Source organism: Vibrio agarilyticus, from assembly GCF_012641465.1.
Classification (GTDB): domain Bacteria; phylum Pseudomonadota; class Gammaproteobacteria; order Enterobacterales; family Vibrionaceae; genus Vibrio; species Vibrio agarilyticus.
Window position 1 is genome coordinate 1 of record NZ_JABAIK010000007.1, and the last position, 14137, is coordinate 14137.

General features: G+C 45.3%; 13 protein-coding genes. 8 read left to right on the plus strand and 5 right to left on the minus strand.

Annotated features, from left to right (window positions below):
• The first annotated feature begins 44 nt into the window (after positions 1–44).
• A complete protein-coding gene (locus tag HGP28_RS08345) occupies positions 45–542 on the plus strand; it encodes a MerR family transcriptional regulator (protein WP_168836181.1) in 498 nt (165 codons plus the stop codon).
• 84 nt (positions 543–626) lie between these two features.
• Here the strand turns inward: HGP28_RS08345 and HGP28_RS08350 are convergent, their stop codons facing one another.
• Complete coding sequence (locus HGP28_RS08350) at positions 627–1853, minus strand: multidrug effflux MFS transporter (protein WP_168835998.1); 1227 nt, start codon at positions 1851–1853, stop codon at positions 627–629.
• A 446-nt stretch (positions 1854–2299) separates the two neighbouring features.
• Between HGP28_RS08350 and HGP28_RS08355 the strand changes: the two genes are divergently transcribed.
• Positions 2300–3235: a LysR family transcriptional regulator gene (locus HGP28_RS08355; protein WP_211091932.1), complete on the plus strand. Its 936-nt coding sequence runs from the start codon at positions 2300–2302 to the stop codon at positions 3233–3235.
• On the opposite strand, the gene HGP28_RS08360 is transcribed toward HGP28_RS08355, so the two are convergent.
• Positions 3207–4511, minus strand: coding sequence for a ferredoxin reductase family protein (locus HGP28_RS08360; protein WP_168835999.1), 1305 nt, complete (start codon positions 4509–4511; stop codon positions 3207–3209). The genes HGP28_RS08355 and HGP28_RS08360 overlap by 29 nt on opposite strands.
• A 325-nt stretch (positions 4512–4836) precedes the next feature.
• On the opposite strand from HGP28_RS08360, the gene HGP28_RS08365 reads away from it, so the two are divergent.
• The gene (locus HGP28_RS08365; protein WP_168836000.1) at positions 4837–6225 is read left to right on the plus strand and encodes an MATE family efflux transporter; all 1389 of its coding nucleotides are present in this window, start codon (positions 4837–4839) and stop codon (positions 6223–6225) included.
• Between the two features lie 90 nt (positions 6226–6315).
• Here the strand turns inward: HGP28_RS08365 and HGP28_RS08370 are convergent, their stop codons facing one another.
• Positions 6316–8439 carry a TonB-dependent hemoglobin/transferrin/lactoferrin family receptor gene (locus HGP28_RS08370; protein ID WP_168836001.1) on the minus strand — a complete coding sequence of 708 codons (2124 nt, stop codon included), beginning with the start codon at positions 8437–8439 and terminating at the stop codon, positions 6316–6318.
• Positions 8440–8625: 186 nt separating this feature from the next.
• Between HGP28_RS08370 and HGP28_RS08375 the strand changes: the two genes are divergently transcribed.
• The 4 genes from HGP28_RS08375 to HGP28_RS08390 all read left to right on the plus strand — a co-directional run bounded on the left by HGP28_RS08375 (position 8626) and on the right by HGP28_RS08390 (position 10443).
• Positions 8626–9177: a DUF1415 domain-containing protein gene (locus tag HGP28_RS08375; protein WP_168836002.1), complete on the plus strand. Its 552-nt coding sequence runs from the start codon at positions 8626–8628 to the stop codon at positions 9175–9177.
• A 155-nt stretch (positions 9178–9332) separates the two neighbouring features.
• Entirely contained in the window at positions 9333–9911 is a 579-nt protein-coding gene (locus HGP28_RS08380) for a nucleoside triphosphate pyrophosphohydrolase family protein (RefSeq protein WP_168836003.1), read from the plus strand.
• A gap of 18 nt (positions 9912–9929) precedes the next feature.
• On the plus strand, positions 9930–10181 hold the full coding sequence (locus HGP28_RS08385; protein WP_168836004.1) for a DUF2999 family protein: 252 nt from the start codon (positions 9930–9932) through the stop codon (positions 10179–10181).
• Positions 10182–10197: 16 nt separating this feature from the next.
• On the plus strand, positions 10198–10443 hold the full coding sequence (locus HGP28_RS08390; RefSeq protein WP_168836005.1) for a DUF3297 family protein: 246 nt from the start codon (positions 10198–10200) through the stop codon (positions 10441–10443).
• 351 nt (positions 10444–10794) lie between these two features.
• Here HGP28_RS08390 and HGP28_RS08395 read toward each other — a convergent pair whose 3' ends face one another.
• On the minus strand, positions 10795–11304 hold the full coding sequence (locus tag HGP28_RS08395) for a hypothetical protein (protein WP_168836006.1): 510 nt from the start codon (positions 11302–11304) through the stop codon (positions 10795–10797).
• A gap of 145 nt (positions 11305–11449) precedes the next feature.
• Positions 11450–12250 carry a DUF3800 domain-containing protein gene (locus HGP28_RS08400; RefSeq protein ID WP_168836007.1) on the minus strand — a complete coding sequence of 267 codons (801 nt, stop codon included), beginning with the start codon at positions 12248–12250 and terminating at the stop codon, positions 11450–11452.
• A gap of 410 nt (positions 12251–12660) precedes the next feature.
• Here HGP28_RS08400 and HGP28_RS08405 point away from each other — a divergent pair, with 410 nt between their 5' ends.
• Positions 12661–14046 (plus strand): O-antigen ligase family protein, encoded by a 1386-nt coding sequence (locus HGP28_RS08405; protein ID WP_246225651.1) that lies wholly within the window; start codon positions 12661–12663, stop codon positions 14044–14046.
• Positions 14047–14137 lie beyond the last annotated feature (91 nt).

A 14137-nucleotide genomic window follows, 5' to 3' on the forward strand; every position in this document is an offset into this window, starting at 1 on the left:
GATGTCACCGAGAGAGTACCGAGCTCTTAAAGTGGCGAGTTAAACTGTCCGTTTTAGTGGGGGCAACTACATCACGCGCAACGTTACTCTACTACGAGCGTGAAGGGTTATTACTTCCCAGTTGTCGTTCAGACAACGGTTATCGTTGGTATGGCGAGAAAGAGATCGCTCGCTTAACCTCGATTGCCGCTTATCGCTCTTATGGTTTGCCTATCAGTGCAATTCGCAGCTTGCTTGAACGCAAAGGCCAAACTCAAGCTCAGATCCTCAAAGATCACTTCAACGAGCTTGAGCAAGAAATTCAACTACTTCGGGCGCAGCAAAAAGCCATTGTGGCGCTGCTGCAAGACCCAAGCTTAATTGAGGAAAACAAAGTGACTAAACAACGTTGGGTAGAGATTATGATTGCCGCTGGTTTCAACGAGCAAGACATGGTGAAGTGGCACCAAAAATTTGAAGAGATGGAGCCTCAAGAACATCAAAAATTTCTTGAATCTCTAGGCATTGAAGCCAGCGAAATTGAACAGATTCGCGCGCTTTAATTTAAGCAACAAAAGCGGAGAATGACTCTCCGCTTTTTGTCATATTCGGCGCGCTATGTAGCGAGGTTGATAAGCGTCAGGCTGTCACGCTTCGTTTTCAACCAGTGTCTTTAAATAACGCCATAACATAAATACGGCAATAACCGACAACAAATAGACGAGCGCGAGCGTCCGTTGCCCCGTTAATGGCACAAGGCTTGATATCGCCACCAACAGCGCGCCACCCACCATACGCAAAAAGCCGTCAATCGATGCCGCAAGCCCCGCGCAGTAACGAAATGGCTCCAGTGCTAATGACGTCGCAGCGCCAGAAAGCAAACTAAACCCGGCGCTGGCTACCCCTGCCAAAATGAAAAATCCCGACATGACACCTTCTGGTATCAGTACTAAACCAGCTCCAGCCAACAGGACAAAACTGCTGCCTAACAGCACGGTTTTTGGCCGTCCAACGCGATACATCACCTTTGGCGCACTTAAACTGGTGAGTACCTGAGCGCCACCGATTAGGCCAAACACCAAAGAAAACTCAACGGTGGTCATACTGCCCTGCTCCATTGCGATCACTGGTGCCACCGCAACGTATGTGAGCAATCCTGCAAAGCTCAGTGTGTTAGCCAAGGCAAAAGTACGAAAGTGCGTGTTGGAAAAAATCGCTCTGATATTGCAACCTAACGCCTCATGCTGGTTACTCTCACGCTTTGATTGGGCGCCGCGCTCTGACTGGGCGATTTTGGGTTGAGATCCCAGCAAAACCGCGCTCAACACAGTCAATAAGATAGCCAACCCGGCCATGGCGTAAAAACCACCAACCCAGCCCCAATAAAAGGCCAGTCCACTGCCGATTAGTGGCGCAATCGTTGGGATGGTACTAATAACGCCTCCCATGTAACTGAGTAAGCGACCCGCTTCGTTACCCTCAAAATGGTCTCGAATCCACGCCATCGCAGTGACCATGGTAAATGCCGCGCCAAAACCTTGCAGAGCGCGCGCAAGATAAAGGACCTCCATGCCAGTCGCAACCACCGCGACAAGGCTACCAATGGCGTAAATGGCAGTACCCAACACAGCAGAGGCTCGCCTGCCATATCGGTCAGAGACGGGACCTGCCACCAGCTGACTCACGCCAAGGGCGAGGACATAAATCGAAATGGTTTGACGCATCTCGCTATCCGTCGAAGAAAACACGCGGATCATCTCAGGTACAGAAGGCAAATACACATCAATGGCCAAAGGTCCTAAAAGCACAATCGAAAAGATGATCGCCAAAGGCCCAAGCAACTCGCGATAGTGACGTCGTTCATGTTTGTTCATTACGGCTCCTCAGTGGCGTCAATTAAATCGCTATACCCAAACAACTTCAAGTAGGACGGGTATAGAGAATAAATTATTCACTCTATACTATTCAATTAGACCAAATGTCATTTCAAAAGATATACCCAAGTAACCTCAAGATGCATGGTTCAGCGAGAGTGACTTGGTTTGTCAGTGAGGCGAGGATTTGAAGATTGAGTGGTTCTCAATCGAAAATCGTCAACAAAGCTGATGAGCCAAGGCAGCTCGCCCTTTGGGAGCCAATCACTGAACCGCTTTTTGTTGTAACGAAAGTGCGTTAAACAACTTGAAAATAGACTCGCTATTTCGCTGCGTTGTTTGCCTTGCTCTCAGCTCAGTGAGCCGGCTCTGAATCCTGCATCTTGAAGTCACTTGGGTATACAATACATCACGAATGAGATCAGCAGCATTACTAGGGAGTTCCTTTGGATAAGTATCGAAACATGCAGCTTTTTTGCACCGTAGTAGATAAAGGCAGTTTTGCAAAAGCGGCAAAAGCGCTTAACGTCACGCCAGCGATCGTCGGGCGTCACATTGCAGCGTTAGAAAATGCGCTGGGCTTTATTTTACTCAATCGCACTACGCGTAACATGCAACTCACCCCTGGTGGTAAAGCCTACTATGAAGGCGCAAAAGCCGTTTTAGAAAGCATCGACCAACTTGAAGATTCGTTATCCAGCTCTCATCAAGTTAACCCAAGTGGCCTCGTTCGCCTTTCTGCGCCAGACGCTATGGGGCCCTTTCTGATGCAAGCAATCAAAGCGTTTCGCCAACATTATTCCAATATTCGCTTTGACCTTATGCTCTCAAATCAGCCAATCAATCTCATTGAACACAAAATTGACGTTTCGGTTCGGCTCTCATATGACTTGCAAGATTCTTCTTACATTGCGATTAAACTTGGTGACACTCGTTCCGGGTTCTATGCGTCACCCAACTACCTCGCGCAACACGGCACGCCAACCCAGTATCAAGAGCTTGAGCAACACGATTGCTTGCATATGGGAAGTTCGCGTTACGGAGACAACTGGATGCTGCAAGTGGATGGCAAAACCGTCGCTTACCGGCAACCTTGGGTCGCCGTTATTTCAGATACCCATACCCTGATCCGCGCTCTGTGCGACGATATGGGCATTACGGTAATGCCATCACTGTTTGTGCAAAGTGAAGTGCAGCGTGGCGACTTAGTTGAGTTAAAAAATCTTGCCGATTTTCCACCCGTGAACATCTATGCCATGTATCCCACGCGTAAACATCTGCCTTATCGACTCACCTTGTTTTTAGACTTTCTCAAAGCCAATTTAGGCCATTATCTCAACAGCAATGGGAGCATCAGCGCAACACAAATGCCTCTTGCCTGAAGTGAGTCGTATTAAACCCCTGCTCAATTAGCTGCGTTTTTAGCGCGTCAGCAAATGCCTGAGGACCACAGAAGCTCACTTCAAAATCAAGGTGAGACACCTGCTCGACAATGGTGCGCCCATTCAGTGGCGCATGTTCATCGGCGTAAACCAGGTGCAGCGTCACTCCAGCACGTTCTGCAAGTTGCGTCAGTTCATCAGCGAAATAGGCTTCTGTTTTTGCCGCCACAGCATAATAGAGATCAATTTGTGGTTTCGCTTGCGCAGCCGATATTGCAGATAACCTCGAGATCATCGGGGTAATACCAATGCCTGCGCCAATCCACACTTGACGCGATTTCGCCGAGGTTTGAAAGCGTCCGTAACCACCTTCCACTCTTACAGGTTGCTCTATATGAACCTGTTCAACCAAATCACGGGTAAAATCGCCGAGTGCCTTGATTGCAAATACCACCTGCTGGCTCGCAGCATCATAGTTCAAAATAGTGAACGGGTGTGGCGCCTCACCCGCAAAGCCCAAATAAGCAAACTGAGCTTCGCGATAACGGATCGGCGCGTCCAATTGCACTTTGATTCGCGCGACTCGGCCGCTCTTTTCGTTGCCATAACGAGTGACCTCAATCACCTTTCCATTCACTTGACGTCGCTTCCCGATACGCCCAAATAGAGAAGCCATGGCCAGTATCAATGCACCCAGTCCCAAAGCCACAATCACACCAAATAGCGCAATATTCATTTTGCCATCACCAAAATTCAGTAATGCAAACACCAGTGCATGGACAACGCCTACTATGATAGCCACACCACTCCATTTATGGATGCGTTGAAACTGACGATAACTTATCGCATCAATCACAGCGACCAATATGACGAGCGCAAAAGCGTACAGAGAGACATCAGCAAACGTGAGGGCCACTTTGATAAACAGAGGCGGTTCACCCGTAAACGGGGGCGGTGGTGGTGGCGGCATCAAACCACGCTCAATTAACATTTCTCCGCCAACGATCAGCAGCCAGTGCACCAGCAGTGCGATGCCCGCCGCAAGGCCGAACTGTTTATGCCACTGATAACCTTTATCTAAGCCATCAACCCACTTTTCCACCCATTGAAAACGAAAAGCAAGCAGCGTCGCTGCGAAAATGAAGCCAAGCAGTAAGGTGCCGGAATAAATCACCAAGTGTTTGCGCAGGACAAACAAATTTGACCCAACCTCTGGGTCTAAAATAAAACTTGGCAACCAAAGTAGCGTAAGAAACACAATGAATTTGAATAACATAACTATGCTCAAAAGACAGCAGAACAAAATACAACCAACCGAATTGGCTATACCCAAATAACTTGGAAGCGCTGCAACTACAAGTAGAACGGGTATCGCCTATCAAGCGCCAAGTCTATTGAACATTGAAAATTAGACAATTTGCGATAACGTAACTTCTTTCGATATTTTTAGTATTGAATCAAAACTGAACAAAAGATCTTTCATTGCAACCTTGCTCATCACATCGATTTGGCGGTATATTGCGCGCGCTAACAAGGCACACCCTACGATGCACACCGCCATAACGCTTTCATTGGTGCATTGATATTGGTGTTACAACCACATGTTAAACAACACTTCTTTCACTCAATTTTTTCGTGAATCACGCGGCCTGTTGCAGCTAGCGCTGCCCATCATGCTCACCCAACTGGCGACACAATCGATGGCATTTGCCGATACGACCATGGCAGGACAAGTGAGTGCTGCCGATCTCGCCGCGATTGCGCTTGGCACCAGTTTATGGGTCCCTGTTGCGCTCTTATTGCGCGGCATTATTATGGCGCTCACTCCAGTGGTTGCGTTTCATCGCGGCGCGAACGAGCCAGAACGCATTCGACTTGCCTTCATTCAAATGGTTTGGCTTGCGGGCGCCGTTAGCCTTGTGCTTATCGGGTATCTGTTTAGCGGTGAGGCCATATTGAATGCGCTCGCTGTCGCACCTGAGATCATCCCTATCGCCAGTGATTATGTCATCGCGCTGACACTTGGCGTTCCCGGGATTGCCCTGTTTTATACGCTCAACGGCTTTTGTGAAGGGATGAACAACACTCGTGCACCTATGGTGGTTTCTATCATTGGTTTACTGGTCAACATACCCGTCAACTATATGCTTATTTACGGTAAATTCGGCTTACCAGCACTTGGCGCTGTTGGCTGTGGCTGGGCGACCAGTTTGGTTTATTGGCTGATGTCATTACTTCTGTTTAGTTATGTGAAAAGCCACCATCACTATAAAACCGTACTTAACTTTACTCACATTCGCCCTGTGGCAAACGAAATGTGGCAGCTTTTCAAATTAGGGCTACCGATCGGGCTCAATATCGCCATCTGTGGCAGTATTTTTGCGGTGATTGCGCTGTTAATTGGCCGCTTAGGTGCGGAAAATGTCGCGGCAGCGCAAATCGCACTCAATATCTCTAGCATGTCGTATATGATCCCATTGAGCCTCTCATTTGGCATTACGATTCGTGTCGGCCATGCATTAGGCGAACAGAAGTTAGAACTGGCAAAACAACGCAGTGTCGTAGGTGTGATCACAGCAGGGCTACTTTCGCTTATCTCGGTCAGCTTCTTTTTACTGTTTCCCGATTGGATCACAGCGCTTTACACTCAAGATCCTGCAGTTGCAGCAACTGCAGCCAGTTTATTAGCGCTTACCGCAATCTACCAATTTAGTGACTCATTGCAAACGTCGGCAAATGGCGCGTTACGCGGTTACAAAGAAACCAAAGTACCCATGATGTTGGCGGTTGCCAGCTATTGGGGCCTTGCCTTGCCTTTGGGCATGGTTCTTGGACTGACTGACATCATCGTGCCCGCTATGGGTGAAAAAGGCTTTTGGGTTGGGATCATCGTCGGGCTGAGCACCTCAGCAATTGCGATGTTGTTGCGTTTGGCGCAAACCATCTCTCGTTATATGCCCAAACAACTTGAATATGCCCAATTCGACTAACACTCATCTGTGGTTATCCGCGCAGTGATCATGACGCAAAAATCCCCGCTCGAGCAGCCACTCCAGCGGGGATTCTCAAAACGAATTATGTTAAAACTCGTATTTTGCAGTCACTGCCCAGTTACGCTTCGCTTGGGTTAAATCTTTATTTTCAAGCGTGAGATCGCGTACATCGCTCCAGTAGTAGTACTCTTCATTGGTTAAATTAAACACGCCGGCACGCAACGTTAGATCCTTCATTGGACGATAGTAAGCGGTTAAATCCAAAATTGTGGCACTTGGCTTTTCCAAAACGTCATCGCCATTAATATCAGAGCTGTCTTTCTTCGCCATATAATTAACGGTAAACGTCGTTCCCCAGTTATTAACTGAATCATAGCTAATGCCAGCAACCAGATTCCATGGATTAACGCTGTTTAGGGGATCATTATTACCGTCTTCGCCGTCAGTATAGGTCGCAGCGACTCGCGTACTCACGCCAGAAACAGGTAAAAAGGCATCCCAGTTAACACTGTTTGAGAATTCCACGCCTTTGATTATCGCCTTGTTAATATTAACATATTGAATGATGGCAGGGTCCATTGGGCTCCAACTACCAGACACCGTATCGGTATCAATAAAGTTGTCATAGTCACTATAGAAAACTGCAACTTCACTATTTGAAAAGGCGGTATTATTACGCAAGCCTAATTCGTAAGAGAGGCTTTCCTCCGCTTTTAAATCTGGATTCGGACGGTTGATGTAGCCATGATTCGGATTGCCATAAGAGTAATAAAGCTCTTGAAAATCGGGAGCTCGGAAACCTTGACTGACTTGAGCAAAAACGCGGTTTTGCTCATTCAGTTTATAGACGGTGCCTAAACGCGCGGTAACCGCTGAGTCGGAAAATGTCTTGTAGTCACTATCCGGGTTTTGGCTTGGGTTTTTGCTGGTATCACCAGGCTTGGTTTTAAAGGCGTCGTAGCGAATACCGGGCGTAAAGATAAAATCGCCTAGGCTAATTTCATCTTGAGCAAACAGGCCATAGCGATGTTCCGTTGCACCTGGAATGTAGAAAATTTCTTTATTTCCACCAACACTGTTGTACTCCATGTTGGTATTCTTAATATCTTTATCAACATATGAGGCACCATAAACCACAAAGTGTTCTGTATTGCCTAGAGTAAAGTATTTATCCAATTGGATTTCTACCTGATACCCTTTTTCATCATAAATATAATCTTTTCGCTGATAGTTATTATTTGAATCTTTCAGACGTTTTGTCACGCCATTCTCTTTTTTAGCAATCCAATCAAACTGCCAAGACAAGGTATCAACGATATTCGCATTGATATCCCAAATATGCTTAATGCCAATTTGATATTGGTCTTTCACATCGGTGCCAATACCATTCGAATAGCCACTGTATTCTTGTACGATGTCACCATCATTACGAATATACATACCGTTCAATTCAATTCGATTGCTGTCATTGACTTGGTAGTGGAGTTTTGCCAGAACATCATTTGATGACGCATCTTGAGGCAATTTATCGCCAAAATTATCGACTTCTTTGCCATCAGTGCGTGTATAAGCCAGCAGAGTTTCTACATCGCCAAACCGGTTTGCCAATGCAACCGATTCTCTAAAGCTGCTGTCTTTTGACGAATAATTGATTTTTGCGTGGCCACCAAAATCGCCATCTTTCAAAAAGTCAGCCGGATCTTTGGTTTCAAACGCGACAATGCCACCGATAGCATCTGAACCATGTAATGATGAAGCCGCGCCTTTTACAATCTCTACCGCTTTCACTAAATCCGTATCAATATCGACCCGCGCCGAGTTAATAAAGTTTGAATTTGGCCCACCAGGTGTGAATTGGTTGCCTTGTGAAACACCATCAACCAATACCTTGACGCGATTCCCTTCCACCCCGCGAATGTTAATACTCTGAACGCCTTGTCGTGGATTGGTTTGTACACTCACACCGGGAGTGTATTTAAACAAGTCTTCGAGACTCTCAATCATGTTGTCTTCAATATCGGCTTCTGAGATCACTGCAACCGATGCGGCAGTATCGACGATCTGAGTATTGGAGCGAGTGGCGCTGACAACAACTTCATCAAAAACCATAGCGTCATCAGCCATGGCTTCGTTAGCGAGTGCTTCGTTAGCGTAAAGGGCCGGAGAAATCGCGGCGAGGATTGATACAGATAGGAGAGATTGTTTATACATTAACTTCTAATACCCTTTTCCATTTGAGGTAAAAACGACGCAGGGAATAGTACACAAGTTAAATGGTAATTACTATCATTATTATTGGCATTTGTATTTTTTGCTTACAATTTGGCTACATTTTACAACCTCCTTTTGTTACCCTGCCGATAAAACATCAGTTTTTTTTCTAACAAAAAGATCACTATGGATAAACAAACCATCATCGAAAAAACCAATCACTGGCTCGATACCGTGGTTATTGGGTTAAATCTCTGTCCTTTTGCCGCCAAGCCAAGGCGTAATCAGCAGGTGCACGTCGTTGTGTCCAGTGCCACTTCTCTTGAGGCGTTGCTGACCGACCTCTACCACCACTGCCTTGAGCTTCTTGAGCAACCCGCCAGTGCTATTGAGACCACCCTAATTGTTGTCCCTCAGATGCTCTCTGACTTTGATGAATACAATCAGAGCATCGATTGGGTTGAAGCCCTTTTACACCAAGAGCATTGGGATGATGCACTACAAGTCGCCACCTTTCATCCACACTACTGCTTTGCTGGCAATGAGCCCAATGATGTCGACAATCTGACCAATCGCGCGCCATACCCTATTTTTCATTTAATTCGCCAGGCTAGCCTGACCGAGGTTTTGCGCCATTATCCCGATCCACAAGCCATTCCTCGCAATAACATTGCTCGGTTACGCGCGCTCAGTGCCGCGCAGCGCCAAGATTATTTTGCTTATCTCGACGACCCCTAAAAATAGACTGGCGATTTCGATGCGTTGTTTGCCTTGCTCTCATCCGAGTGAGTCGGCTCTGTATCCTGCAACTTCAAGTAGGGCGGGTATAAGCCAGTTTCCCAGACAGCCGCTCTCTGCTATTATCGCGCCACTGTTTAGAAAGGGAATGCACTATGCAATTGTCTCAACTTACACCGTCGATATTTGCTCACCTCTACCGTGACATCACGGAATTTCGTAGCACCTTTGATTTGCCTGTCGCTGAGCCTGGCTCACTTGATGATAAAGCCGACCAATTGCACACCTCGCTGGCAATTGAAGAGTTAACCGAACTGGCTGAAGCGGACAACAAAACGGAACAAGCGGACGCGATTGTTGATAGCGTTTATGTACTTATGGGCCGTTTGGTTCATTTGGGCGCGGATGACATCAATAGCAACATGACAATCAGTTACTTAATTGATCTTCTGCTTAACGTCGCTAAAAATCGTGGTATCGATTTTCTGCCTTGCTGGGATGAAGTGCATGCCAGTAACATGAGCAAGGTGTGTCGTAATACCCAAGAATACGCAGAAACCGAAGCGTTTTACGCGCAGCAAGGCATTAAGTTGATGGCCGTGACCAAAGGCAACTATATTATTGCTAAATGTGCCGAAGATTTTATCTCTGAGGGTAAAACCATTCGACAGGGTAAAGTGCTTAAATCGGTCTATTACCGCCCTGCTGACTTAGTCCCATTGACGATCAATTAAGAAGATAAAGAGACAATCATGAATCCCATTATTGCATTGCTCAAAGCAAACAACATCAGTGATGAACAGATCCAATCACTTTTCCAAGCACTGACGCAAAACCCATTAGCGGCAATGGCAACACTTGGTCAACTGGGTTTGCCTCAAGATCAATTACAACAACTTATGGCGCAAGTGATGCAAAATCCGGCGCTCATCAAAGAAGCGGTAGAAACTTTGGGTCTCGACTTTTCGAAAGTTGAAGAAGCCAAGGCAAAACTGCAGAAATAACTTCTAGGTAAAAAACATGAGTAATACTGAAAAACCGGCCCTTCCTGATCGCCTAGCTGGCAACGCACGCAGCCCATTCTTTGTTAAAGAATGCTTTGAGCACGCAATTGGCATCCGCTTTAACGGCAAAGAGCGCAGCGATGTTGAAGAATATTGCATCAGTGAAGGCTGGATCAAAATCGCTTCACCAAAAGCAAAAGACCGCTTTGGTAACCCAATGCTGATCCAACTAAAAGGCACGGTAGAAGCGTACTATCTATAAGTTGCTATATCCAAACAGCTTGAAGCCGCGTTATGCGGCTTTTTTTGTGCTCAAACCACTGATGTCCCACTCTTCTTTGGGTCATTATAAGTTTTTCTAAATAAATAGCCTTGATTGTGGTCCGCACTAATATTTGTCTCGCTAGGAAGATTGTGTACAACGTGAGTTTAATGGTTAGCGAGCCAGTTACTCTTTACCATGCCAAAGAGTAACCAGAAAGGCATTTTGATTTCGTGAGCTTTGTCCGGTCGGTTTGAGGCGTTCCTTACGCCGAAAACCTAAAAAATCGTCCTGATTTTTTCCCTAGTTTTTTGAACATAAATGGCTATGCGATTGACGCAATAGTCATCGTTAAGCATTTTCTACCTCTAGCGCTAAACAACCTGTCAAAATGTTCTCAATTGAGGGTTCTAGGTTTGAGGACATCGAAGTTATTATGGCTAGACACGTTTTTAGTGCCCATGAAGCAGTTTCCTTTGTGCATATTTCATGAAACCAAGAATAAGCTGGAGATGATAAGAATTCGTTTCCTCGCCCTAATAATATTCGTTTTGAGCGCAACTTTCCGAGTAATTTTATTGGTTGATGATCAGTATGATTATTGTGCGTTTTATAGTGAGTCAAAGAGTTTCTTAGTTCAATTAGCAATCCGAAGTCTTGAATAGGTATCCTGGAGGGATCATAATTAGCACCAGAATACTCATAAACAAGTTTCACCTTACGTTCCAATGATTCTCTATTTCGCTCTGCTGCCAATAATTTTTCATGCAAAATTATTGTTCTTTCATTTAGTTGAGCGGATTCGATAGCTATAACATCACTCAACTCATTTAAGTAAGCCTCAATCGAAGTAACAGACATTATTATGGCTGTGAGTGCTTCAGTATCACCAAATACAAGGTATAAGGTATAAGGGTGAATCTATATCAATACGCTTTGATGCTGCTTTAGCACAATCATAAATTTGCTTCCAAACAATAAACATAACAATGAAACTCCCTTATACCTAACGTCTTGTTCTTACTTTTGGAAGCGGGTACTTTAGCTTAACGTCTTTTGTTTCAACTTCGCGAGGCCCTTTAGTAGGGTCATAGAAATACCATACATTAAACTTACGCTCATGTGGTTTAGTATCATGCAATAAAGTATCCCAACCTAAATAACTTGCAATATTTTTAGCAACTTTCAGCTTGGCGGGAGAGCTAGCCTTACCTTGGAATGCACTCATTACCGCTCCTAGTAAAAAATCGGCAATTTGGATTTGCTCTGACTCCTTAGAGTCTTTAGTTACAACCGAGCGTATTGGCACTTCACCACCGAATTGAGTTTTAAGCATGCTATTAGCGATTTTATGAAACGCTTCATCTGCTTTCTTGTAGCGCGAAGGTAAAGGATCTACTTCAATACGAAACTCACATTGTCGTTGGGGATGGGCTTTGTTAATTGCGCTAATTTTGGTCTGAATTAACTTTGTGAAATGTTTACGCATTGCAAGATCGTAGTCACCGTCGTGATACTTTTTATCGACCATACCTTTTCGGATAACGATACAATGAAAAGCTAACCATTGATGCTTGAAGAATGTTTCTATTAGATCTTCATAAAAACCAGCGTAATGCTTTTTATGAGCCTTTTGCCACTTAATTTCATTGGTATATTTATGTGTTTCTCTTAGCTCTCGAATAATACGAACGAAGTCTCCGCGTCTTTGATACTTCATCCAAAGTGAACCAAAACCATAATATTTCTGACCATCTACGCCTGATTCATCACACGCTACATGCCAAATTAATTTACCGTCTTGCATTTCACCTCCAATGTACCAATTAATCGAAAGCACTTAGCTAGTGGTTCAAACAACCATCTCTTTAACACACAGCCGTCCTTTGACTTATTGCACGCATTATATGCAATCATATCCTTAACAATCATTGAGTTACGTCACGTAGTAAACAAATAACGATCTGGCTTTCGTTGCAAAAACTGCGCATCGTACGTTAAAGAGAGCGTTTATGCAGTCATGCATGATTCAAATTATCTATATTTCAATTGGTTAAACGGATTATATTGAAATAACCGTGCGTAAAAATGCCGTTTAATCCCAATTCAATCGAAGTGCTCACTCCTGTAAGCTCAAGTGGTAAAGGTATAACTTGCTCATGTCCAATTCTCTGCTTTACTCAATTAAGAGCATATAAATTAGAGTGTTATTTCAAATTGGAAAGAGTAAAGCCGGCCTCTCCAACCCTGCTTCATCAAGCAAAATCGCGCTATGTTTTATGTACGCTGGTGTTTTTGGCCTTAATTAGCGCGCTTTGGCTTGTTGTGCCCCACCCTATTATTCCGATTGTGATTGGTTTATTGCCCATTGCCATACTGATAACGCTCGGCTATCCGGTGCTACTCGGTCTGCTTTTTATCGCCTTCTCGTTTTTTCGTCTTCATGAAGCCTTTCCCGCTCTCTACAACTTCAAGATTCCGTTATTGTTGTCACTAGGCACATTGGCCACACTAGCGTGGCATATTGCGATCAGCGGCAAGCTCAAAATGTATACCAGCAAAGAGCTTAATTATTTCTACGCGTTTTTCGCCCTAACATTGTTGGGCGTGCCGTTGGCGAGTAACGTTGGTGAAGCCAGCGCCTATTTCACCAACATCTATGTCAAAATTGGCATTATGACGCCCGCACTGGCGTGGTTACTCACCGACGCTTATCACTACCGCAACACATTAATTATGATCACTCTCTCTGGGCTTGCGGTCGCATCGGTGGCGATTTTCAATAAGGTGAATGGCATCGGATTAGTCGAAGGCACTCGCGTCACCATTGCTCGCGACCTTGGCTCTGCGATAGGTGACCCTAACGATCTTGCATTGGTCCTGCTGTTTCCTTTCTCTTTTACTGTGAGCATCGTTTTAACGCCAGGATTGTCAAAATGGACCCGCTTTATTGGGCTGCTCGCGGCAATCGCGATCTTCTTTGCGATTATTTCCACCCAAAGCCGTGGCGGCCTGCTTGGTATTGTTTCGGGGTTAGCAATCTTTGCATGGCGACGAGTGAAATCAAAAGCGTTACTCATTATTGGTGGCGGCATCGCCATGATGATTCTGTTTGTATTGGCTGGAATCAGTGGCCGCAAATCCGGTGGCGCGGCAGAAGATGGCATTGATGAATCCGCAATGGGACGCATTTATGCGTGGCAAGCGGCGTTTTTTATGGCGGTCGACAATCCGTTTTCCGGCGTCGGTCTGAATAATTTTTACTTCAATTACTTCTTTTACTCGCCTCATTGGGATGGGCTTAACCACGCCGTTCATAGTACGTGGCTTGGCGTTCTGGCTGAAACTGGATTTGTCGGTTTAATCGCCTTTTTACTGATGACCGCAACGGTCTTTTTTTCCGCGCGGCGCACTGTCAATATTGTGATGCAAAACCCCTCTCACTACCCACCCGTTGTTCTGACCATATCAGAAGGGCTGTACTCCGGCATGGTAGCATTTTGTGTCTCTGCCACATTTTTGACTCAAGGCTTTACCTGGCCTTTGTATATTCTGCTTGCCCTAACAGCGTCCGTCTCGCGTTATGTTGCACGCGGCCCATAGTTTAATCTCACTCTTTTAACAAAAATTTCTCCATTATTCGCGAACTTGCAAATTTCATTCTACGCTTTTGTTTAAGCAACATATGCACATT